Source organism: Nocardia mikamii NBRC 108933 (assembly GCF_001613505.1).
Taxonomy (GTDB): Bacteria; Actinomycetota; Actinomycetes; order Mycobacteriales; family Mycobacteriaceae; genus Nocardia; species Nocardia mikamii.
This window is the reverse complement of record NZ_BDCM01000004.1, coordinates 280,529-303,251: the sequence shown is the minus strand read 5'-3', so window position 1 is coordinate 303,251 and position 22,723 is coordinate 280,529. Positions and strand designations below refer to the sequence as shown.

21 protein-coding genes are annotated in these 22,723 nt (G+C 68.1%); 11 read left to right on the top strand and 10 right to left on the bottom strand.

From position 1 onward, the window contains the following. Positions 1-163 precede the first annotated feature (163 nt). Entirely contained in the window at positions 164-1,543 is a 1,380-nt protein-coding gene (gene dnaB / locus NMI01S_RS06245; RefSeq protein ID WP_062995011.1) for a replicative DNA helicase, read from the top strand. Here the strand turns inward: dnaB and NMI01S_RS06240 are convergent. Then, entirely contained in the window at positions 1,488-2,372 is an 885-nt protein-coding gene (locus NMI01S_RS06240) for an AraC family transcriptional regulator (RefSeq protein WP_062995010.1), read from the bottom strand. The genes dnaB and NMI01S_RS06240 overlap by 56 nt on opposite strands. Before the next feature lie 47 nt (positions 2,373-2,419). Next, positions 2,420-3,004, bottom strand: coding sequence for a helix-turn-helix domain-containing protein (locus tag NMI01S_RS06235; RefSeq protein ID WP_062995009.1), 585 nt, complete (start codon positions 3,002-3,004; stop codon positions 2,420-2,422). Positions 3,005-3,257: 253 nt separating this feature from the next. Between NMI01S_RS06235 and NMI01S_RS06230 the strand changes: the two genes are divergently transcribed. Further along, positions 3,258-4,949, top strand: coding sequence for a cutinase family protein (locus NMI01S_RS06230; RefSeq protein ID WP_062995008.1), 1,692 nt, complete (start codon positions 3,258-3,260; stop codon positions 4,947-4,949). Between the two features lie 70 nt (positions 4,950-5,019). Here the strand turns inward: NMI01S_RS06230 and NMI01S_RS06225 are convergent, their stop codons facing one another. The 3 genes from NMI01S_RS06225 to NMI01S_RS06215 form a co-directional block, all read right to left on the bottom strand. Next, positions 5,020-6,024, bottom strand: coding sequence for an LLM class flavin-dependent oxidoreductase (locus NMI01S_RS06225; RefSeq protein WP_174554452.1), 1,005 nt, complete (start codon positions 6,022-6,024; stop codon positions 5,020-5,022). A gap of 47 nt (positions 6,025-6,071) precedes the next feature. Further along, entirely contained in the window at positions 6,072-6,428 is a 357-nt protein-coding gene (locus NMI01S_RS06220; RefSeq protein ID WP_245716729.1) for an ArsR/SmtB family transcription factor, read from the bottom strand. A 104-nt stretch (positions 6,429-6,532) separates the two neighbouring features. After that, a complete protein-coding gene (locus tag NMI01S_RS06215; RefSeq protein WP_062995006.1) occupies positions 6,533-7,801 on the bottom strand; it encodes an MFS transporter in 1,269 nt (422 codons plus the stop codon). Positions 7,802-7,990: 189 nt separating this feature from the next. Between NMI01S_RS06215 and NMI01S_RS06210 the strand changes: the two genes are divergently transcribed. Further along, positions 7,991-9,526 carry an FAD-binding protein gene (locus NMI01S_RS06210; RefSeq protein ID WP_062995118.1) on the top strand — a complete coding sequence of 512 codons (1,536 nt, stop codon included), beginning with the start codon at positions 7,991-7,993 and terminating at the stop codon, positions 9,524-9,526. Here the strand turns inward: NMI01S_RS06210 and NMI01S_RS06205 are convergent. Beyond that, positions 9,523-10,113, bottom strand: a complete 591-nt coding sequence (locus NMI01S_RS06205) for a helix-turn-helix domain-containing protein (protein WP_062995005.1) — start codon at positions 10,111-10,113, stop codon at positions 9,523-9,525. The two genes, NMI01S_RS06210 and NMI01S_RS06205, sit on opposite strands and share 4 nt — an antisense overlap. A 78-nt stretch (positions 10,114-10,191) precedes the next feature. Here NMI01S_RS06205 and NMI01S_RS06200 point away from each other — a divergent pair, with 78 nt between their 5' ends. Both NMI01S_RS06200 and NMI01S_RS06195 read left to right on the top strand, forming a co-directional pair. Continuing rightward, positions 10,192-11,214, top strand: coding sequence for an NAD(P)/FAD-dependent oxidoreductase (locus NMI01S_RS06200; RefSeq protein ID WP_062995117.1), 1,023 nt, complete (start codon positions 10,192-10,194; stop codon positions 11,212-11,214). A gap of 26 nt (positions 11,215-11,240) precedes the next feature. Beyond that, entirely contained in the window at positions 11,241-11,936 is a 696-nt protein-coding gene (locus NMI01S_RS06195) for a class I SAM-dependent methyltransferase (RefSeq protein WP_084512571.1), read from the top strand. A gap of 11 nt (positions 11,937-11,947) precedes the next feature. Here NMI01S_RS06195 and NMI01S_RS06190 read toward each other — a convergent pair whose 3' ends face one another. Then, a complete protein-coding gene (locus tag NMI01S_RS06190; protein ID WP_062995004.1) occupies positions 11,948-12,478 on the bottom strand; it encodes an NUDIX domain-containing protein in 531 nt (176 codons plus the stop codon). Between the two features lie 96 nt (positions 12,479-12,574). On the opposite strand from NMI01S_RS06190, the gene NMI01S_RS06185 reads away from it, so the two are divergent. Genes NMI01S_RS06185 through NMI01S_RS06175 form a run of 3 tightly spaced genes read left to right on the top strand, consistent with a single transcriptional unit; the run spans position 12,575 to position 15,211 of the window. Then, positions 12,575-13,246 (top strand): class I SAM-dependent DNA methyltransferase, encoded by a 672-nt coding sequence (locus tag NMI01S_RS06185; RefSeq protein ID WP_062995003.1) that lies wholly within the window; start codon positions 12,575-12,577, stop codon positions 13,244-13,246. A gap of 12 nt (positions 13,247-13,258) precedes the next feature. Beyond that, positions 13,259-14,821, top strand: coding sequence for a phytoene desaturase family protein (locus NMI01S_RS06180; RefSeq protein ID WP_062995002.1), 1,563 nt, complete (start codon positions 13,259-13,261; stop codon positions 14,819-14,821). Positions 14,822-14,857: 36 nt separating this feature from the next. Continuing rightward, positions 14,858-15,211 (top strand): VOC family protein, encoded by a 354-nt coding sequence (locus tag NMI01S_RS06175; RefSeq protein ID WP_062995116.1) that lies wholly within the window; start codon positions 14,858-14,860, stop codon positions 15,209-15,211. A 12-nt stretch (positions 15,212-15,223) separates the two neighbouring features. Here the strand turns inward: NMI01S_RS06175 and NMI01S_RS06170 are convergent, their stop codons facing one another. Both NMI01S_RS06170 and NMI01S_RS06165 read right to left on the bottom strand, forming a co-directional pair. Continuing rightward, the gene (locus tag NMI01S_RS06170) at positions 15,224-15,784 is read right to left on the bottom strand and encodes a dihydrofolate reductase family protein (RefSeq protein ID WP_062995001.1); all 561 of its coding nucleotides are present in this window, start codon (positions 15,782-15,784) and stop codon (positions 15,224-15,226) included. 108 nt (positions 15,785-15,892) lie between these two features. Beyond that, positions 15,893-16,492 (bottom strand): GDSL-type esterase/lipase family protein, encoded by a 600-nt coding sequence (locus NMI01S_RS06165; protein ID WP_245716728.1) that lies wholly within the window; start codon positions 16,490-16,492, stop codon positions 15,893-15,895. A gap of 114 nt (positions 16,493-16,606) precedes the next feature. On the opposite strand from NMI01S_RS06165, the gene NMI01S_RS06160 reads away from it, so the two are divergent. The 3 genes from NMI01S_RS06160 to NMI01S_RS06150 all read left to right on the top strand — a co-directional run bounded on the left by NMI01S_RS06160 (position 16,607) and on the right by NMI01S_RS06150 (position 20,758). Continuing rightward, positions 16,607-17,380, top strand: a complete 774-nt coding sequence (locus tag NMI01S_RS06160) for a 2OG-Fe(II) oxygenase (protein ID WP_062994999.1) — start codon at positions 16,607-16,609, stop codon at positions 17,378-17,380. Continuing rightward, positions 17,367-18,137 (top strand): SDR family NAD(P)-dependent oxidoreductase, encoded by a 771-nt coding sequence (locus tag NMI01S_RS06155; protein WP_245716727.1) that lies wholly within the window; start codon positions 17,367-17,369, stop codon positions 18,135-18,137. Before NMI01S_RS06160 ends, NMI01S_RS06155 begins: the two co-directional genes overlap by 14 nt. Positions 18,138-18,385: 248 nt before the next feature. After that, positions 18,386-20,758, top strand: coding sequence for a lysylphosphatidylglycerol synthase transmembrane domain-containing protein (locus NMI01S_RS06150; protein ID WP_062994997.1), 2,373 nt, complete (start codon positions 18,386-18,388; stop codon positions 20,756-20,758). A gap of 124 nt (positions 20,759-20,882) precedes the next feature. On the opposite strand, the gene fadD5 is transcribed toward NMI01S_RS06150, so the two are convergent. Next, positions 20,883-22,448, bottom strand: a complete 1,566-nt coding sequence (gene fadD5 / locus NMI01S_RS06145) for a fatty-acid--CoA ligase FadD5 (RefSeq protein ID WP_062994996.1) — start codon at positions 22,446-22,448, stop codon at positions 20,883-20,885. Positions 22,449-22,723: the final 275 nt, after the last annotated feature.

Sequence of the window (22,723 nt, the reverse complement as noted above, 5' to 3'; positions counted from 1 at the left end):
GTGGGAAATTCGTTAGCTACGGGCAGGTTCTCGATCATGTGGCGGCCGCCGCGACGGCCGGTGTGACATGTTCCGACGTGTCGGTACCCGGGCGTACAACAAGTCATCAATAGGGTCGAAGCCGGGTGGGATCAGGCCGGGTGCGATGAGAGAGGACGGTCGAGTGGCAGTCGTCGACGATCGCGGGCACTCGGACTACAACGATCAGCCCGGCGAGGATTTCGGTCGGCAGCCGCCGCACGATATGGCCGCCGAACAGTCGGTCCTCGGCGGCATGTTGCTCAGCAAGGACGCCATCGCCGACGTCGTCGAGGTCATCCGTCCCGGCGATTTCTACCGTCCCGCGCACCAGGCCGTCTACGACGCGATCCTCGACCTCTACGGCCGCGGCGAACCCGCGGACCCGGTGACCGTCGCCGCCACCCTGGACCGCCGCGGCGAACTCAAACGCATCGGCGGCCCGCCCTATCTGGTGACCCTGACGCAAACCGTGCCGACGGCGGCCAACGCCTCCTACTACGCCGAAATCGTTGCTGAGAAGGCGATTCTGCGGCGCCTGGTCGAGGCCGGCACGCGCATCGTCCAATTCGGCTACGCCGGCTCCGAGGGCCAGGACGTCGCCGAGGTCGTCGACCGCGCCCAGGCCGAGATCTACGAGGTCACCGAACGCCGGTCCACCGAGGACTTCCTGCCCCTGGAGGAACTGCTCCAGCCGACGATGGACGAGATCGACTCCATCGCCAGCCGCGGCGGCATCTCTCTCGGCGTACCGACCGGCTTCACCGAACTCGACGAGGTCACCAACGGCCTGCACCCCGGCCAGATGATCATCGTCGCGGCCCGCCCCGGCGTCGGAAAATCTACCCTCGGAATGGATTTCATGCGGAGTTGCTCGATCAAGCACGGCTTGGCGAGCGTTATCTTCTCGCTGGAAATGAGTAAGACCGAGATCGTGATGCGTCTGCTGTCGGCGGAGGCGAAGATCAAACTCGGGGATATGCGTGCCGGGCGGATGAGCGACGACGACTGGACCAAGCTCGCGCGGCGGATGAGCGAGATCAGTGAGGCGCCGCTGTTCGTCGACGATTCGCCGAACCTGACCATGATGGAGATCCGGGCGAAGGCGCGGCGGCTCAAGCAGCGCCACGATCTGCGGCTCGTCGTGGTGGACTATCTGCAGCTGATGACCTCCGGTAAGAAGGTCGAATCCCGCCAGCAGGAAGTCTCGGAATTTTCCCGGAGCCTGAAACTACTGGCCAAGGAACTGGAAGTTCCGGTGGTCGCGATCAGTCAGCTGAACCGTGGTCCGGAACAGCGAACGGACAAGCGCCCCATGGTCTCCGACCTCCGCGAATCCGGTTCGCTGGAACAGGACGCCGATATGGTGATCCTGCTGCACCGCCCCGACGCGTTCGAACGCGACGATCCGCGCGGCGGCGAGGCCGACCTGATCCTCGGCAAACACCGAAACGGCCCCACGGCGACGATCACCGTCGCCCACCAGCTCCACCTGAGCCGCTTCGTGGATATGGCGCGCGGCTAGCGGGCAGCTGTCGCGGCCAGGCGATGTGGTCGACCGAGAGCCACGGGGCGGCGGCGACGGCCGAGGTGGTCATTCCCGCGAAGTCGGCGATGTCGCGATGGAGATGGGACTGATCGACGAAACCGGTTTCGGCGGCGACCCGAGCGGGGCGGTGCCCGGCGGCGAGTCGATGGGCCACGTGGTCGAACCGCACCAGCCGGGCGCTCTGTTTGGGCGTGATCCCGATCTGGGCGCGGAAGCGCGACCACAGCCGCTGACGGCTCCAGCCGACCTCGGCCGCCAGGGGTTCGATCCGGGCGCCGCCACGGCTGTGCGTCAGTCGGCGCCAGACGAATTCGACCTCCGGATCCACCTCCGGGCCGGTGGCGAGGCGCCGAGCGAGTGCGGCGTGCGCGATCGCGAAGCGCGTGTCCCACGACCGCGCGGCACGCAGTTGCTCCTGGATGCGCGCGGCATCGCCGCCCCAGAGTTCGCCGAGCCCGACCACCATCCCGTTCAGTGCCGCGCCCGCACCGAGCACCGCGTGGGCGACCACGGGAGAGAGCCGGATCTGCAGCAGGTCGACCGCACGGCCCGAACCTCGCAGCGCGCCGCGGGGCAGGCCGACCACGAGGGGCCCGCCCGTGCGCTCACCGCTCACACCGTCGACGACCAGCGCGTCACCGAAATCGACGAAAACCGTCAGCGCCGGATACGGGATCATCTGCAAGGCGACCGTTTCGCCCGCTCTTCCCCGGAATCCGGCCATACTCACGCCCGGCAGGCCGCGCCCGGCCGGGACCGCGAGGTCCATCACGGCACCGGCCAGCACCACCGGCTGCACAGACATGACGCCATGGTACGAGCGATTCGTACGAGCGGCCCGGTGCGGCGAATTCAGTTGGGGCGGTATCGCGCTCGCAGGTGGAAGCGTTCCCCCTGGGGGCCGAGGATGCTGAGGAATTCGACCGCGCGGGCGTCGGCGTTGCCGAACCAGTGCGGGAGGTGCGTGTCGAACTCGGCCACCTCGCCGGTACCGAGAACCAGGTCCTGATCACCGAGCACCACACGCAACCGGCCGTCGAGCACATACAGCCAGTGGTAGCCCTCGTGCGAGCGCGGCGCCGGTTCACGGCGGCTGCCTCCGGCGGGCAGGATCTGGCGGAATACCTGCAGCCCACCGGGATTGCGAGTCAGCGGGACGACGGTCATGCCGTCGCGTGTGAACGGTTGTGGATAGACCCGGGGGTCACCGCTCGCCGGGGCGCCGACCAGTTCGTCCAGCGGAATCCGGTAGGCCCGGGCGAGGGCCAGCAACTGTTCGAGGCCCGGTTTGCGCTGCCCCGACTCGAGCCGCGAAAGGGTGCTGACCGGAATCGCTGTCCCGGCGGAGAGCTCGGTCAGCGTCCGGCCGCTGCGGCGGCGCAGTTCGCGCAGCCGTGGTCCCAGTGCCGCCACTACCGGTTCGAACCCGTCGTCCACGCGTTCACCGTGCCCAGTGCACCGTCCTCGACGCAAAGAAATTTGCCGGATCGTCGAAGCGGCGGTCTCCGGCGTGGGCGCGAAAACGCTTTATCGCCGCGGGCGGCCTCCGCGTTTACACGCCGCGGTTCAGATCACAGAACAGTTCCTGCTGGTAACACTCGCCACGCGGTTCCCGACACCTCTCGTGACACACACGGCCCGTCGGGGGGCCTGTCCCGCTTTCTTGTCGGACCGAATTGGGGATCAGGACATGGCTCTTCGCGAGTTCATCAGACGGCACCGCATCGCCTCCGCGGCTGCCGGACCAGCAGTTTTGGGGGTGGCGGCCATTGTCGCGGCCTCGTGGGGGCTGATGGCGACGCCCGAGACCCGCGATACGCGGCTCACCTCGTCGGTCACCGAGTGTCATGACATGGTGACCATCTCGGTGGCCGGTCGCAACGACAGCCCGGACCCGAACAAGACGGCCATGCTGGTCGACGCGAACGGCAACGCGCTGCCGGCGGCCCTGTCGGGTGACTACAGCAGCCACTGGGTCGATCCGGTGGTCAACGCCCCCGCCGACAAGGTGGATCCGGGTTCCTACGCCGCGGTGTACATCGCGTATCCGGCCAACATGAGCACCTACGAGCAGGCCGTCGACACCGGTGTGGCCAATGCCGAGAAGGTCATGCACGACATCGCGCAGGCCTGCCCCGACACCAAGTTCTCCATTGTCGGTTACAGCGAAGGCGCCGACGTCGCGCGCCGCGTGGCCATGGGCATCGGCCACGACGAGCCCGGCGCCGACGGCAAATACGATGTCGTCGACCCGAAAAACGTTCTGGGCGTGGTGATTCTGGCCGATGCCGGCCGCACTGCGGGCGACGGCCCCTTCCCCGGCGCCCAGGATCCGAATCATCCCGACGGCTTCGGTCAGAACTACCAGAACGGCAACAAGCCGATCTCCGGACAGGGCGCGCTGCCCGACCAGGCCGGCGACTTCGGCGCGCTGAACGGCAAGGTTGCCTCGTTCTGCTCCGAAGGCGACCTCACTTGCGCTGCGCCGCAGAACATTTCGCTGCTGCAGCTGGCCGCGAACGTGGGCCGGCAATTGAACGTCGACAACTTGCAGAACGAGGGACTGACGCCCGCGACGGGTCAGGACGTGGCGGTCACACTCGGCCGGATCGCGATGAACGCCTTCTCCTACATCGCGTCGCAGCCGAATTGGATGGCGAGTAACGAGACCTTCCTGCAGGTGCTGCTGAAGGTGTCCGAGCCGGGGTACAAGCCGGGCGACAATCCGCCCGCACCCGCTCCGGCACAGTCGATTTCGACCGAGCAGATGGCGCCGCTGGCATATCTGCCGCAGAAGGTCCTCAACGAGATCATCGGCCTGATCGTCACCAACCAGAACACGATTCCGGTGATCATGAGTGATCCGTACCAGCTGACCCTGGGCCCCAACGGCACCGGCCACCACTTCGATTACTGGCGCGACTCCGACGCCGCGAACGGCAAGCCGATGACCTCGGCCGAATACGCGGCGGCGTGGCTCACCCACCTGGCGCAGCAGGCGCAGGCGGGTCAGCAGATCGACACCAAGTCGCAGCCGACCCAGGCCGACGTCCAAGCGGCGTACAAGACCGTCCAGGACAGCAAGGCGGCCGACACCAAGGCGGCCACCACGACGAGCCCCGCGGCCACCACCACCCAGCCCGCGCCGACGACCGCTACGCCGACGACCACCAGCACGGCGCCGACCACCACGGCCCCGGCCACCACGACCACGACCGTCGCACCGGCCGAACCGCCGGCTCGCACCCAGGTCGCGGCCCCGGTCGAGACCACGACACCGCCCACCACCCAGCCGACGACGACCCAGCCGACGACAACCGAGCCGACGACGACGCAGCCGACCACCACGTCGGCGGCACCGACCGCGACGGCCACGAAGTAGGCGACCGCAGCGGTAGTCACCGCAGGTGAGCCGGAGACGGCCGGGCCCGTAGCGACGGGCCCGGCCGTTTTCAGTTGGCTGCTCGTTCGGTGCGCATCGCGGCCGCGGTCAGTTCGACGGATCGGACCCGGTCGGCGATATCGGTGGCGTGGTGGACGAGGATCAGCTCGTCGGCGCCGATCGAGCCGGCGAATTCGTCCAGGTGGTCACGTACTTCGTCCGGAGTGCCGGCGGCGGTGTAGCGCGTCATCGAAGCCAGCTGGGCACCGTTGGGCGAGGCGAGGAAGGCGTCGATCTCCTCGTCGGTGAAGGTCGCCGTGCCGGCGCCGCGGGAGATCATCATGCGGGCGCGGGCCCGGTAGGAGACGGTCTTCTGCTCGATCGCCTCCTCGCGGGTCTCGGCGGCGAAGACGTTGATGCCGGCCATCACATACGGTTCGGCGAGTTGCTCCGAGGCGTGGAACTTCTCGCGATAGACCTCGACCGCTTGGTGGAGCGCATCCGGCGCGAAGTGCGAGGCGAAGGCGTACGGCAGGCCGAGATGCGCCGCGAGCTGTGCGCCGAACAGCGAGGAGCCCAGAATGTAGAGCGGCACGATGCCTTCCGCGCGCGGCACCGCCTGCACACCGGGGATGCGTGACTGTCCGCTCAGATATCCCTGGAGTTCGAGGACATCCTGCGGGAACGAGTCGGCCGAGTGGGGATCGCGACGCAGGGCGAGCATCGTCTTCTGATCGCTGCCGGGCGCGCGGCCGAGGCCGAGATCGATGCGGCCGGGGAAGAGCGTTTCGAGGGTGCCGAACTGTTCGGCGATGACCAGCGGGGAATGGTTGGGGAGCATGATCCCGCCCGCGCCGAGCCGGATGGTCTCGGTGTGTTCGGCGACGTGGCCGATGAGCACGCTGGTGGCGCTCGACGCGATGGAGCGCATGTTGTGGTGTTCGGCGTACCAGACGCGCCGATATCCGCTGCGCTCGGCGGCTTGTGCGAGGGCGACGCTGTTGGCGAAGCTCTCGCGCGCGGTCGCGCCGGGTGCCACCGACGCCAGGTCGAGGATGGACAGGGCGGTGGGCACAGTCGCGGTAGGCATGGTCGCTGCCTTTCGTACTCGGGGTGCGTGGATCAGAGCACGCGATGTAGTCGGTCGGTGAAGTGCCGGATGCGGACCTCGTCGCGGCGGTAGTAGGTCCACTGCCCGCGCCGGGTGGCGATGAGGAATCCCGCACGCTGCAGCACCGCCAGGTGGGCCGAGATGGTCGATGCCGACGTTCCGGCCCGCCGCTGGATCAGTCCGACACATACGCCGAGTTCGGCCGAATCCCGGTCCAGCTCAGCGAAATTCGCGTGCGGCTCCTTGAGCCAGTGCAGGATCTGCAACCTGGTCCGGTTGGCCAGGGCCTTGCATTCCTCGAGCATCTCGCATTCGGCCTCGTTCAGCTCGGCGAGGTCTTCCCCGCGAACCGATCCGCTGTCGCGCACATCCACCATCCTTCGGCATTTCGCTAATTAACGAATTTAGGCGCCGAACAGCGGCACGGCACTGTGGCGCTGGTCACTCGAGTCGCTGTCGCTCGGGTCGCTGGTCACCCTTGCCGCAGCGGCTCCGGTGCCGCCGACGACTGCGACGGTTCCGCCGAGGGGCCCACGTCGGTGTATTCGCTTCGGAACAGCAACAACGGCGTGGCCAGCAGCAACACGCCCGCCACGGCGAGTGCGGTGCGCGGGCCCGTGAGTTGCGCCAGCACGCCCCAGAGCGCGGTGAGTATCGCGGTGGTGGCCTTGCCGGTGATCGACCACGCGGTCAGCACGCGTGCGACCGATCCGGATTCGGTGTGCCGCAGGCGGGAGGTGGCCATCACCGGATTGAAGATCCCGATGCTCGCGATGAGGCCGGCCTCGACGACGATCACCAGCATCAGGCCCCCGAGACCCGCCGTGATACCCGCCAATCCGATCGGCCCGCAGGCCCGCACACTGCCCGCGACCAGGATGATCCGGCGTTCCCCGTACTGCCGCACCAGTCGGGGCGACAGCCGGGAGCCGACCAGGCCCGCCAGGCAGGGGATTCCGAACGCCAGCCCGTACTGCCAGGCGGGAAAGCCGAGGCGGCCGAGCATCAGCACGGCCACGACCGGCGCGGTCGCCATGATCAGCCCGTTCACCGCGACGGAGTTGAGAAACAGCGGTCGCAGCCCCGGATGTGTGAGCAGATAGCGCCATCCCGCGAACAGATCGGCGGCGCGGGTGCGCGCGACCGTCCCGCGATCCGGCTGCGGTTCGCCGGCGCGGATCGAGCCGAGCGCCGCGGCGGACAGCAGATAACTGCACGCATCCGCGAGGACGGTTGTGACCGGCCCGAACAGACCGATCGCGGTGCCGCCCAGCGGCGGTCCCAACGCGGTCGCGGTCCAGGTGGTCGATTCGAATCTGCCGTTGGCGACGAGCAGATCCTCCTGCGGGACAATATTTTTCAGATACGCGCCGCTCGCCGCGCGGAAGGCGATATCGGCCGCGGCCATCACGACGGAGACGATCAGCAGTTGCGCGTAACCGAGCACGCCGCACGCGAAGGCGACCGGAATACTCAGCATGGCAGCGAACCGCAGCAGATCCGTCGCGACCATCACCGGACGCTTCGGGCGGTACTCGACCCAGGGACCGAGGGGGATGGCCAGCACCACGCCGACCGCCAATCCAGCGGCGGCCAAGGCGGAGACCGCGCCCGGTTCGGCGTGCAGCACGCGTATCGCGATCAGCGGTAAGGCATCCAGGGCCAGGCAGGTGCCGAAGGTGCTCACCGCGTAGGCCGCCCAGAGCCGGGTGAACGAGGTGCCCAGCCAACGATTCGTCATCGAGGTGATCGAAGCAATCGGTCCGGGCGCCGCGCAAACAACCGACACACACTCCGCCACAACCGCCGGTTGTACCGCGGTGGCACGGATCGGCGGTTGTGGCCACCGGGTTCCTGCCCATCGGGATCTTCGGTGACGCGGGGGCGACGAACGCTTACCGTGAGCACAGACGAGTGCTGGGAGTGTGCGGTGACGGACTGGAACGAAGAAGTCGATGTACTGGTCGCGGGTTCGGGTGGTGGCTTGGCCGGCGCCTATACCGCGGCGCGGGAAGGACTTTCGGTGGCCGTGGTGGAGGCGACCGAGAAATTCGGCGGCACCACCTCGTATTCGGGCGGCGGCGGAGTGTGGTTTCCGTGCAATCCGGTACTGCGACGGGCCGGGGTGGACGACACCTTCGAGGATGCGCTTACCTATTTCCGCGCGGTCGTGGGCGATCGGACGCCCGCCGACCTGCAGGAGACCTATATCCACAACGGCGCCCGGGTGATCGAATACCTGGAGAGCGACGACAGTTTCGAATTCCAGATGTTCCCGTGGCCGGATTATTTCGGTGCGGCGCCCAAGGCTCGCACCGACGGTAAGCGGCATATCGTTCCCGCACCGCTGCCCGCCGGGACTCTCGGGGACCTCGCCACCGCCGTGCGCGGCCCGCTGGGCACCGACCGGCTGGGCGAGCCGCAGCCGGAATATCTGATCGGCGGCCGCGCCCTGGTCGGGCGGTTCCTGCTCGCGCTGTCGAAGTTTCCCGATGTCTCGTTGCAGCTGAACACCCCGCTCGTCGAACTGGTCAGCGAGGACGGCGCGGTGGTCGGCGCGATCGTGGAACGCGAGGGCACGCGGGTCGCGATCCGGGCCCGCAAGGGAGTTCTGCTGGCGGCCGGCGGTTTCGAAGGCAACGACGACCTGCGCCGGCGCTTCGGCGTCCCCGGCGAGGCTCGCGACACCATGGGGCCCTGGGGAAATCAGGGCAAGGCGCACGAGGCGGGGATGGCGGTCGGCGCCGATACCGATCTGATGGATCAGGCGTGGTGGTCGCCGGGAATGATCCATCCCGACGGCCGTGCGGCCTTCGCGCTGTGGTTCACCGGGGGAATCTTCGTCGACGGGGCGGGGCAGCGTTTCGTCAACGAATCCGCACCCTACGACCGGCTGGGCCGCGACATCATCACGCGCCTGGACGAGGGCGCGATGACGCTGCCGTTCTGGATGATCTACGACGACAGCGCCGGCCCGGTGCCACCGGTGCAGGCCAGCAACGTGCCGATGGTCGACCACGAGGAGTACGTGCGCGCGGGGCTGCGGCACAGTGCGGCGACCCTGGACGAACTCGCCGAGAAGATCGGCGTTCCGGCGCAGGCGCTGCTCGCCAGCGTGGACCGGTTCAACGACTTCGCCGACCGCGGCGTCGACGAGGATTTCGGCCGCGGTGACGAGGCCTACGACCGCGCCTTCTCGGAGGGCAAGTCACCGCTGGTGCCGATTCGGAAGGGCCCTTTCCACGCCGCGGCCTTCGGCATCTCCGATCTGGGCACCAAGGGCGGATTGCGCACCGATACGGCCGCGCGGGTGCTGAACGAATCCGGCACGCCGATTCCCGGGCTGTACGCCGCGGGCAACACGATGGCCGCGGTGAGCGGAACCGTCTATCCCGGCGGCGGCAATCCGATCGGAGCATCGGTGCTGTTCAGCCATCTGGCCGCGCTGAACATGGCCGGACGCTAGTCACCGCCGGCTTTGGGGCGGGCGCGCACGTGGGCGCGCTCGCCCTGTTTGCCGAACAGGCTCAGGAATTCGACGGACCGTTCGTCGGCCGGGCCGAACCAGTGCGGGACGCGGGTATCGAATTCGGCGGCCTCACCGGGGGCCAGCACGAGGTCGTGTTCGCCGAGGATCAGGCGGAGGCGGCCGTTGAGGACGTACAGCCACTCGTAGCCCTCGTGGGTCTGCGGATCGGGTTCACCGCGACGGTTCTCGGGGTGGATCACCATCTTGTAGGCCTGAATGCCGCCCGCGCGCCGGGTCAGCGGCAGCATGGTCATACCGTGCCGGGTGATCGGCCGCAGATGGATGCGCGGGTCGCCGGTGGGCGGGGCGTCGACGAGTTCGTCGAGCGTGACGCCGTGGGCCCGGGCCAGCGGCAACAGCAGTTCGAGGGTCGGCTTGCGGTCGCCCGATTCCAGCCGGGACAGGGTGCTCACCGAGATGCCGGTCGTCGTGGACAGATCGGCGAGCGTTGTCTGGCGTTGTTGCCGCAGTGCGCGTAGCCGCGGGCCCACGGCGTCGAGCGCGCGGTCCAAGTTCTCGTCCATGCTCCCAGTTTGCCATTTCAGCAAAGATGTTTGCCATGTTCTCGATGCGTCCGGCACGGTGGACGCCAGGAGGTGGTCATGGTGACCGATGAGCTGAACAGCAACTACGACGTGGTGATCGTCGGCGGTGGAGCAGCGGGGTTGAACGGCGCGTTGATGCTGGCGCGGGCCCGCCGATCGGTGGCGGTGGTCGACGCCGGCGCACCCCGCAACGCCCCGGCCGACGGGGTGCACGGACTGCTCGGGCGGGAGGGGATGCCGCCGGCGGAACTGCTCGCCCGCGGCCGGACCGAGGTGCGCGGCTACGGCGGGCACATCGTGTCGGGTGAGATCACCGGCGCGATCCGCGCGGACGGCGAATTCCTCCTCGAACTCGCCGACGGGCGGACCGTGCGAGCGCGCCGCCTGCTGGTGACCACCGGCTTGGTCGACGAGATTCCGGATATCGCGGGCCTGCGGGAACGCTGGGGCCGCGATGTCGTGCACTGCCCGTACTGCCACGGATGGGAGGTCCGCGACCGCAGGATCGGGGTGATCGCCAACGGCCCGATGTCCGTCCACGGCGCGCTGCTGTTCCGGCAGTGGACCGACGATGTCGTCCTGTTCACCCACACCATGGACGCACCCCGCGGCGAAGAGGCGGAAAAGCTTGCCGCGCGGGGCATTCCGGTGATCACGGGGGAAGTGGCGACGCTGGAGGTCGCCGGGGATCACATCACCGGTGTGCGGCTCGCCGACGGGACGGTGGTGGCGCGCGAGGTGATCACCGTCGGTCCGCGCATGGTCGCGCGGAGCGAAATCCTTCGCAAACTCGGCCTCGAACCTGTCGAACATCCCTCGGGCGCAGGCGAATACATTCCGACGGACGCGATGGGCCGCACCGACGTTCCGGGCGTGTGGGCGGCGGGCAATGTCACCGACCTGAGCGCACAGGTGGGTGCGGCGGCCGCCGCGGGCGCGTTCGCGGCCGCGCAGATCAATGCCGATCTGGTGGAGGAACAGACGCGGCGGGCGGTGGAACGGCGTCGCCGCGGATTCTCCGCCGACGATGAGAGGGAGCTCGCCGACCGCGTGCTCGGCGATCGGCGCCACGGCTTGTGAACTCGCACCCCACCGAAGGAGTCGACATGAGCGGCAGCCATCCGGCCGGCGGCGACGCGACCGGGGATCACGCACCCCACGAGCATCGGCACAGCTCCGGCGGGCGTGAATTCGACCGGCACTATTGGGAACAGCGTTATCACGGCGCCGGTTCGGCCTCCGCGAGCGAACCCAATCCTCACCTCACCGGTGAACTCGCCGGCCTGCCGCCCGGCACGGCCCTGGACGCCGGCTGCGGCGAGGGCGGGGAGGCGATCTGGCTGGCCCGGCAGGGCTGGCAGGTCACCGCCGTCGACATCGCGGCGGCGGCCGTCGCGCGCGGCCGGGAGCGCGCCGATCGGGCCGGCCGCGATATCGCCGGCCGAATCGATTGGCACGCAGCGGATATGACGCAGTGGGACGCGGGGGAGAATCGCTTCGACCTGGTCTGCGCATGTTACGTCCACCCGGTCGATTCGAACGACGCCCTGTTCGAGCGCCTGGCCGCCGCCGTGGCGCCGGGCGGAACGCTGTTCATCGTCGGCCACGCCCCCGGTGATCACGAGTCGGCCGCCCACACCTCCGCTTCCCATGTGCACGTCACCGCCGAGCAGATCGCCGCCGGATTGGCGCCGGATCGCTGGGATATCCAGCTGGTCGAGAGCCGGACGCGATCGGTCGTCCGTCCGAACGGGGAGTCGAACACACTGCGGGACAGCGTTTTCCGCGCCCGGAAGCGTTGACCTCCGCCAGATCAGCGGCGCTCGTGGAGCAGGAGCAGGCCGTAGGCGGCGATGGTCTGGGAGTCGGTGATTTCGCCGGTGCGGATCATCCGTTCCACGACGCCGCGGTCGAACCACTGAGACCGCATGTCCTGCTCTTCGGGTTCGCGTTCGGGTTCGCCCGCGGTGAGACCGGTCGCCAGGTAGGCATGGCCGCGCTGGGCCAGTGTGGCCGGAGCGGCGTCGAGGATGCCGAGGTGGGTCAGGTCGGTGGCGCGCAGACCGGTCTCCTCGCGCAGCTCGCGGCGGGCAATCTCGACCGGGTCGCCGGCCTCGCCACCCGGCAGCGCGCCCGCCGGGAACTCCCAGCACCGTTGTCCCAGTGGGTATCTGAACTGCTCGACCAGATGCAGGCGGTCGCCCTCCATCGGCACCACCACCGCGAATTCCGCCCGGTGGACCACTCCGTAGATGCCGGTGGAGCCGTCGGCGCGGCGAATACTGTCCTCGCGGACCTCGATCCAGGGATTGCGATACACGATGCGGGAAGTGAGCGTCCTCATCCGTCCGCCTCCCGGTGCTGCGTCGAGGTGGCCATGCCGCGACCCTACGCGCCGAAACGCGGAAGGGTATGGGCTCGGCGTGGGTAGGCTGCCGGAGTGAGTGCGAATTCCGATGCGGTGGCGGCCGCGTACGACGAGGTGGCGGAGCTCTATACCAACCTCTTCCGGGATGCGATGGTGAACGCGCCGGTCGATCGGGCGATGCTGGGGCTGTTCGCGGAGTTGGTGCAGGCCGAGGACCGCGGTCCGGTGGCAGACCTGGGATGTGGTCCGGGCCGGATCACCGGATATCTGGATGGGTTGGGGCTGAACACCTTCGGGATCGACGCCTCGGCGGAGATGATCCGGATGGCCCGCGAAGTCCATCCGCATCTGCGATTCGAACAGGGCTCGATGGAGAAGCTGGACGTCGCCGACGGCGGGTTCGGCGCAATTGTGGCCTGGTACAGCATTATTCATATGCGGCCGGAGCAATTGCCGGATCTGTTCGCGGAATTCGCTCGCGCACTGGCCGCCGGGGGTTATCTGATGCTGGCGTTTCAGGCGGCCGACGACGGCGCCGACCGGCAACCGTACGACCACAAGGTGGCGCCGGTGGTGCGGTGGTCGCCCGAACGCCTCACGCAGATGCTGCGGCCGCACCGGTTCGTCCCGGTGACCCGGATGGTGCGCCCCCCGGAACCCGACGAGCGGTGCCCGCACGGATATCTGCTGGTTCGTAAGTCCGCGACACCCGGCGGATCGGACGCGGGTCGCGCGGATTCGTGATATCCAGGGCTGATGCGCGACTCCTATGACGTCGTCATCGTCGGCGGCGGGCACAACGGTCTGGTGGCGGCGGCGTATCTGGCGCGCGCCGGACTGTCGGTGCTGGTTCTCGAGCGGCAGGACCACACCGGTGGCGCGGCGGTATCGGAACGGGTGTTCGCCGGGATCGACGCTCGCCTGTCGCGGTATTCGTATCTGGTGAGTCTGCTTCCGGATCGGATCGTCCGGGATCTGGATCTGCGGTTCCGGACCCGCGAGCGGCGGATCTCGTCGTACACGCCGGTCGGCGACACCGGGCTGCTCGTCGATACCGCCGATGCCGGACGAACTCGCGAGAGCTTCCGCCGGGTCACCGGATCCGATGCGGATTTCGCAGCGTGGCAACAGTTCTACGCGGCGACCACGCGGGCCGCGCAGCGGATCTTCCCTACGATGCTGCGGCCGCTGCCCACCCGTGCGGAACTACAGCGGACGCTCGATGATCCGGATACCTGGGAGATGCTGTTCGAGCGACCGCTCGGCGAAACCGTCGAGGCGCGATTCCGCGACGACACCGTGCGCGGGGTGGTCTTCACCGATGCGCTGATCGGCACGTTCACGCACGCGCACGATCCGGAGCTGCGGCAGAATCGCTGCTTTCTCTACCACGTGATCGGCAACGGGACCGGCGAGTGGAACGTCCCGGTCGGCGGGATGGGCGCGCTGACCGATGCCCTCGCCGACGCGGCCCGGCGGGCGGGCGCGCACCTGCGCACCTCCTGCACGGTGACCGGCATCGAGACCGACGGCGACACCGCGCAGGTGCGGTTCGGCAAGCCGGACGGATCCGGTCTGGCCGATGCCCGCCACGTCCTGGTCAACGCGGCGCCCGCGACCCTCGCCCGGCTGTTGGGCGAGCCGGTCGACGTGCTGCCCGAGGGCAGTCAGTTCAAGGTGAATATGCTTGTGCGCCGGCTTCCCCGGCTGCGCACCGAGATCGATCCGCGCACGGCGTTCTCGGGCACCTTCCACATCGCGGAGGGATACGACCAGCTCGAACGGGCCTATCGCGAGGCGGCCGACGGGCGATTCCCGAGCGCCCCGCCGTCGGAGATCTACTGCCATACGCTGACGGATCCGTCGATTCTGAGTTCCGAGGCCGCCGAACAGGGCATGCATACCCTGACCCTGTTCGGTTTACATACTCCGGCAACTCTTTTCGAGCACGGCTCACGCGACGAGTTGCTGGCTTCGACGCTGCGACAGCTGGATGCCGTTCTGGCCGAGCCGCTTTCCGGCTGTCTCGCCACGGACGCGAACGGCAAACCGTGTATCGAGGCCAGAACGCCGTTGGAATTGGAAGCCGAACTCGGTCTGCCACGCGGCCATATTTTCCACGGCGACTTGGATTTTCCGTTTCGCACCGACGACGATTCCGCTCCCGCCGCTCGATGGGGAGTCGGCACGGGCCATCGCAACATATTCCGCTGCGGTGCCGGCACGGTCCGCGGCGGTGGCGTGAGCGGAATCGGCGGTCACAACGCGGCCATGGCGGTACTGGAGATCATGGGCCGCACCGGCCCCGCGGCGGACTAGCATTACCGACCGATGCCCGGCGGACAGGAGAACCGCATGCGTACCCATCGCATCTTGGCCAACCTTCGAGTGGACGATGTCGACGCCGCCCGCGATTTCTACACCGAATTCCTCGGCCTGAGCACCGAGGAATTCGACCTGGGCTGGGTCGCCCGCTACACCTCCCCGGAAACGGGCGCCGCCGTCCAGCTCGTCACGCAGGACGCGGCCGCGCCCGCGGACTCCGTCGCGTCGGTGCTGGTGGACGATGTCGACGCCGCCTACGCGCAGGCGCAACGCCTCGGCTACGAGATCGTCCATCCCCTCACCACCGAGCCCTGGGGAGTTCGCCGGTTCCTGGTCCGCGCCCCGGACGGCAACGTGCTCAATATCGTCCGCCACCGGGAATGAACCGCGGACCGGTCAGCCGAAGCTCGGTCGCACCACCGAATTGGCGGTGACCCGATAGGTGGTGAGGAGGACGCCGTTGTCGAGCACCTCGGATTCGGCGAGAGCGAGGGTGGCTTCGGGCTCGACGGTCTCGAACAGCCGCAGCCCGCTGCCCAGCAGGACGGGGTAGACGACCAGGCGGTACTCGTCGACCAGTTCATGTTCGCGCAGGTACTTCACCAGCGAGGCGCTGCCGAAGACGAGCAGGTTCTGCTCGGTCCGCAGTTTCGCGATGCCGGCGGCGAGATCGCCCTCGATGCGCTGAGCGTTCCACTCCAGATCGCGCAGCGAATCGGTCGCCACATACTTGGGCATGCTGTTCATCTTGTCCTTGTACGCACCCTCCTCCGGGTGGTCCGGCCAGGACGCGGCGAACATCTGATACGTGCTGCGCCCCAGCAGCAAGGCGTCGGCCGCCTCCAGCTCACCGGATTTGTAGTTCGCGATGCCGTCGCACCAGAACGGCGCGGTCCACAGCGGATCCTGGATGAATCCGTCCAGCGAAACGAACTCGGCGACAATGATCTTCCCCATGCTCGACCTGCTCCTCTGCAACCTGTCACCGGCCCGGTCGGCCGATGCGTTCGAACCATGAAGACGGGACGAACAACGCTAACTGATCGGTGCGGAGAAAACCGCGAATCAGCTCACCGTCGGGAGGCGGGTGCGGGGTTCGGTCAGCCATTGCAACCAGTGCGGGCCGATCATCGCGGCCAGCTGCTCGTAGCCCGGCGCGCCGGGATGGTAGCCGTCGCCGTCGCGCAGTTCGCGCATCCAGATGTCGTTGTGGCGCAGCGGTTGGTGAACGCGAAGGTACTGAACCTGTTCGCGGGCGCACATGTCGGTGAATCGATCATCCAATTCGATCGTGCGCGTGTTCTGTTCGTCGTCGATACAGGGCGGCGGCGCGACCACCAGGACGGTCCAGCCGAGTTCGGCGCAGCGGCGCAGCATGCGGCGGAGATTGGCCGCGGATTCCTCGGCCGGCACCCGGATCGCCTCGTTCTCCCAGAGCGTGTCGTTGACGCCGAAAGAGAAGACGACCCGCGCGTCGACCTCGCCGGATAATCGCTGCCCGCATTCGGCCTCCCAGCGGGCGGCGATATCGGAGGAGGTCTGGCGCCGGACCCCGAGGTTGTAATAGGTCAGCGGTATTCCGGCCGCTGTCGCACGGCCGGCGAGGCGGCCGGCCCAGCCGAGGTAGTGCGGATCTCCCAGTCCCGCAACCAGAGAATCCCCCACGAAACACACCCGAACGTCGCGCACCACCGGCTGATGGTTGCACAAACCGGGACGAACTCGGCGCGGTACCGGGAAGGCAATAAGATCGGCGGGGTAGTCCGGGAGGGAGCTTGTATGTTGTCCGAGGCGCCGTTGCCGCGCTGGTTCGTCGATCTACTGGCCCATCGGCGATGGATTCGCCGCACCCGCCCCTTTCCCCACGTCTACGTTCGTGACGTCTTCGTCCCCGAGTTCTATCAGCGGCTCGCGGTCGAATTCGACCGGGTGCGCACCGACCGCCCGGACCTGTTCGGTCCGGTGGCCGCGGGATACGGCGCCTCCGGGGCGAGCCTGACCCGGATGCGCAACGGCCCGCTCGAGGTCTTCCTGTCGCGCGCCTGGCACGACCTGATCGAACGGGTCGCGGGCGTCTCGGCCAGCGGCGATGTCGAGGGCTCCCTGCATCATCATCCGGCGGGGAGTCCGCGCGGCCGGCCGCACCACGACCTGACCCCGGCCTGGTTCCCGGGTGCGGAGCCGGGCCCGGAGGCGGTCGGCCTGCCGGCGGACGATATCGATCTGAAATCCGGCGCGCGGCCCGCCGGGGTGCCGGCCCGCGAGATGGTGCGCGTGGTCGCGGTCCTGTTCTATCTCGGCAACGGCGAGTGGCAGCCGGGCGACGGCGGCGAGACGGGACTGTTCGCCGATATCGGCACCGCGGACCCGACGCCGACGGTGGTCGTTCCGCCGCTGGACAATTCGATGGTCGTCTTCGAATGCACGCCGCGGTCCTGGCACTCCTTCCTCGGCGCCAACACCGCGGCCCGCAACAGTGTGGTGATGTGGTTGCATCGGCCGAAGGAGCAGGCGGCGAGCCGCTGGGGAGGGGATCGCATTGTCAACTGGTGACGCCCGTCGCGTGTGCCTGCTCACCGGGGCGGGCGGGCGATTGGGTGATGCGTTCTGCCGCGCGTATTACCGGAACTACGACATCGTGGCGGTCTGCCGCAATCGGGTTCCGGCCGCGCCCTCGCAGGAGGAATGGTTCATCGATCCGCTGGAGCCGTGGCAGCCGGTTCCGGAGAACGACTCCCGCGTCTTCGTCGTGCGCGCCGATCTGCGCCGGGAGGGGGAGGCCGAGCGAGTGGTGGATCTGGCACTGGCGAAATTCGGCGCGGTCGATCTGCTGGTCAACAATGCGGCGCAACTGGATCTGCAGCCGAACGGGCTGGTCGACGGCGACACCGCCCTCGACGCGCTCGCGCCGCAGTTCGCGATGAACGTCGAGGTGCCGCTGCGATTGACGACGCGGCTCGCGCAACGCTGCTGGTTGCATCGCGGTGACGAGAATCGGGCGCGTAATCGCAATATCGTCAACGTCTCGAGTCTGTCCGGTTCCCGGGTCTATTCCGGCGGACAGGCCGTGTACTCCGCGACCAAGGCCGCGCTCGACCATCTGACCAGGCATATCGCCGCGGAATTCGCCGAATTCGGGGTCCGCGCGAATGCCGTCGCCCCCAATTCCTTTCCCGCGCTGGTGCCGACGGAGCTGGTCGCGGCCGCGATCGCCGAACTCGATACCGGCACCATGACCGGTGGCATCTTCAGTGTCGGCGACACCGACGCACCCGAGCCCGTCACGGTCAGTCCGGGACCGCCCGGGTGACGCTGCGCCCTGCCGGTCCGCGAAGACCCGGGCGCTCGCGCGGTGGCCTCGGCACGAGCGAGCGGAGATCCGGACGCACAGCATCCGCCCGAGTCCGATCGGCTCGTGTGGAGTACATGCGCGCCCACCTGCGCGAACACGGGGAACGGCGTGTTGCCGACGGGCGCTCGGAGGGCCTGCTGCATACTCACACCCGAGCCGACCCTGGGACCGACGCAGCTCCCTCGATCCGAAAGTTTCGATACGACATGCGAGTAGACGGGCGGGAGATCCCCGTCTCCGGCAGTCTGCTGCAGCCGCGGATCAGGCGGACCAGCGACATCATTCGCGTGGTGCTGTCCGCCCTGCTGGTGGCGGTGGTGGTCGCCGGATCGCTCGTCACCCGGCCGCGCTGGGAGGCCCTGGAGCGGTCGGTCTCCGATATCGTCGGCTTCCTCACGCCCGAACAGTCCAACCTGGTCTATCTGCTCTACGGCATCGCGATTCTGGCGTTGCCCTTCGCGATCCTGGTCCGCCTGGTCTTCCGGATGCAGTGGAAGCTGCTCAGCGGCTACGTCGCCGCGGGTCTGATCGCGGTGCTGGCGCTGTCGATCACCGAATCCGGGATCTCGGCACCGCAGTGGCATCTGGCGGTGCCACGTCAGCTCGATACCTTCCTGTCGCAATTTCTCGACGATCCGCGCTGGATCGCGATGCTGGCCGCCGGTTTGACCGTGGCCAGCCCGTGGCTACCGGTCTCGTGGCGGCGCTGGTGGTGGGCGTTGCTGATCGCGTTCGTGCCGCTGCATCTGTTCGTCAGTCTCGTGGTGCCCTCGCGGGCGATGTTCGGCCTGGTCGTGGGCTGGTTCGTCGGTGCGGTGATCGTGCTGGTCGTCGGCACTCCAGCGTTGGAGGTGCCGCTCGAGGCCGCCGTGCGGGTACTGGCCGGACGCGGATACACCGTCACCGGCTTCACCGTGCTGCGCCCGGCCGGTCCGGGACCACTGCTGCTCAGCGCCGACACCGGACCGCATCGCCAGCTGGTCGTGGAGATGTACGGCCAGAATCAGCGCAGCTGGGGAATGTTGCGGCAAGTACGGCGCTGGCTGACCTTTCGCAGCAGTGAACGCACCCCCGCCTTCGCCTCGATGCGCCGCGCGGTAGAACACCGCGCGCTGATGGGTATCGCGCTCGGCGACCTGGGCCTGGCCAGCAACAAACCGCTGACGGTGGCCGCCCTGAGCCGCGGCTGGACCCTGTACGCGCACACCGCGCCCCGAGGCCGGCAGCTGGCCGCCGGCGACAGCGAGGTGGTGCTGACCAACGTGTGGCGGTCGCTGCAGAACATGCATCGGGCCCAGATCACCCATGGCGATCTGCGGGTCGAGGAAATCCGCATCGCCGAGGGGCGGGTGCTGTTCGGCGGCTTCATGGCCGCGGAATTCGGCGCCTTCGACTCCCGCTTCTCCGCCGATATCGCGCAGCTGCTGCTCACCACGAGCTCGCTGTTCGGGGCGGAAACCGTGGTGGCGACCGCCATTCACGTGCTGGGGGAACAGGCGGTGCTCGACGCGTCGCGCCGGCTCACCAAGAACGGAATCGGCGCCCAGGTCCGCAAATCGGTGCCCGACAGCGGCGAACTGATGAAAACCGTCCGCGCTCAAGTACTTCAGCAGACCGGTAAGGATCGGATCGAGGCCGCGCGGATCACCCGGTACTCGCGCAACCAGATCGTGCAGCTGGTGCTGCTGATCGCACTGGTGTACGTGGCCTACCCGTTCATCAGCCAGGTGCCGACCTTCTTCACCGAATTGCGCACCGCGAACTGGTGGTGGGCCCTGTTGGGGCTGACGATTTCGGCCGCCACCTACGTGGGCGCGGCGATGGCGCTGTGGGGGTGCGCGGGAACGTCGGTGAATTTCCGCAAACTGCTGGGCATGCAGGTCGCCAACACCTTCGCCGCGACCACCACGCCCGCCGGGGTCGGCGGGCTGGCGCTGAGTGTGCGATTCCTGCAGAAGAGCGGCCTGGGCACGGTGAAGGCGACCGCGGCGGTGGCGCTGAATCAGGCGGTGCAGGTGATCACGCACGTGGTGCTGCTGATCATCTTCAGTGTGGCGGCCGGTGTCTCGGCGAACCTGGAACATTTCGTGCCGAGTGCGACCGTGCTGTACCTGCTGGCCGGTGGTCTGCTGGGCGCGGTCGGCGCGGCCATGTTCGTCCCGACGGTGCGGCGCTGGTTGCGCAACGAGGTGCGGCCGCAACTGGCGGAAGTGGTCGCCGAACTGCGCACGCTGGCACGGGAACCGAAACGGCTGCTGATGATCGTCGGCGGCTGCGCGACCACCACGCTCGGCGCGGCGGGCGCGCTGTGGGCCGCCATCGAAGCCTTCGGCGGCGCAACGACATTCGTGACCGTGACGGTCGTGACGATGATCGGCGGGACGCTGGCATCTGCGGCCCCCACGCCCGGCGGTGTGGGCGCGGTGGAGGCGGCGCTGATCGGTGGTCTGGCCGCCTTCGGTGTGCCCGCCGCGATCGGCGTTCCGGCGGTGCTGCTGTACCGCGTACTGACCTGCTGGTTGCCGGTCTTCTGCGGCTGGCCGCTGATGAACTGGCTCACCAAACACGACATGATCTGAGCCGCAGGCCGTTTCGGCGAGTCGGGGGCCGATACGGCAACGAGCCGCCGAGTGCTCGACTCGGCGGCTCGTTCACGACCGGGTATGTGGGCGGCGCATGCCCGTCCTCGGCCGGTGCCGAAGGTCAGCCCGCGTAGTCCTTACGCAGTTGCACCTTCACGACCTTGCCGCTGGCGTTGCGCGGCAGCTCCGGCACGATCACCAGATCCTTCGGATGCTTGTATCGCGCGAGGTTGTCGTTGAGGAACGGGGTCAGTTCCTCCAGGGTCAGCGTTTCGCCGTCGATCAGCGCGACCACGGCCACCGGCACCTCGCCCCACTTCTCGTGGGCCCGGCCGACCACCGCGGCCTCGTGGATCTTCGGGTGCGCGAACAGCACGTTCTCCACTTCGGCACAGTAGATGTTCTCGCCGCCGGAGATGATCATGTCCTTCTTGCGGTCGACCACCCAGACGAAGCCCTCCTCGTCCTGGCGAACCAGGTCGCCGGAGTGGAACCAGCCGCCGGCGAAGGCTTCCGCGGTCGCCTCGGGCTTGTTCCAGTAGCCCTGCATCATGGTCGGCCCGCGATAGACGATCTCGCCGATCTCACCCGGCGCGACGTCGTTCATCTCGTCGTCGACGACGCGGCTCTGGATGGTCGGGATGGGCTTGCCGACCGAGCCGAGTTTGCGCAGCGCGTCCTTGCCCTCGAGCACGCAGGTGATCGGCGACATCTCGGTCTGGCCGAAGACGGCGACGTTCTGCGCGTTCGGGAAGCATTCGGCCATCGCCCGCAGCACCGTCTCCGACGCCGGCGCCGCACCCCAGCTCAGCGTCTCCAGCGCGAGCTTGCGCTCCTTGACCGTCGGGTCCTCACAGATCAGCTGCCACTGGGCGGGCACACAGAACGCGGTCGTGGCCTGCTCGGCCTCGATGGCGTCGAGGAATTCGGTGGCGTTGAACGCGCCCAGCGGATGCAGCACGGTCGTGGAGCCGAGCATGAACGCCGGGGCGAGAGAGCCCAGTCCGGCGATGTGGAACAGCGGCGAGGTGCAGAAGCCGATGCTGTCGGGGGTCGAGTTCATCGCCCGAATGCAGGTCAGGGCCTGGGCATTCAGGTTGGCGTAGGACAGGATCGCGCCCTTGGGACTGCCGGTGGTACCCGAGGTGTACATGATCAACGCCGGAGTGTCCTCCGGAATGTCCTGCGGCACATGGGGTTCGCCGGTTTCGGCGAGGAAGTCGTCGTAGCCGATGACGCCCTCGCCGGTGGTGCCGCCGATGACGACGCAGGTGCGCAGCGCCTCGCTCTGCGCCATCACACCGGTGGCCAGCGGCTGCAGCAGCGAGTCGGTGACGATCGCCGCGGCCCCCGAATCGGCCACGATGTAGGCGACCTCGGGCGGGGTGAGCCGGAAGTTCACCGGTACCGCGATCGCGCCCAGCGCGTTGATGCCGAACACGGCCTCCAGGTACTCGGTGTAGTTGAGCGCCAGAATCAGCACCCGGTCGCCGAAGCCGACACCGCGCCGAGCCAGGGCATCGGCGAATTGCAGTGACCGCTCGTGCAGCTGTTTCCAGGTGGTGTCCTGCCCGCGGAACCGGATCGCCACCGCGTCCGGGCGCATCAGCGCATGCGTGGCGATCTGGTTGTTCCAGTGGTTGCGACGCGACCGGATCGGTTCGTCGGTCTGGACACCGGTGGTCATGCAGGAACTCCTCTCGGCCCGTCAGAGTTCGCCACCGAATGGCCCGGCGGCGTCGACGGCTGAACCAACAGCGAGAATAGCAACTAACTTTTTGCCGTGACAAGGGTTACATACGAGAATCCCGGTTCACAGAAGGTTCGCCATACCGCGCCGTCTCATAGCGATAACCTGCGTTTTTGTCTGAGTGCACCGTGACGTCAGTTCTACGGCCTTCGGGTCCTTCGGAGCAAACTGCCGCTCACATCCTGTTGTCTACGACGCGGTCGCCATGCCAG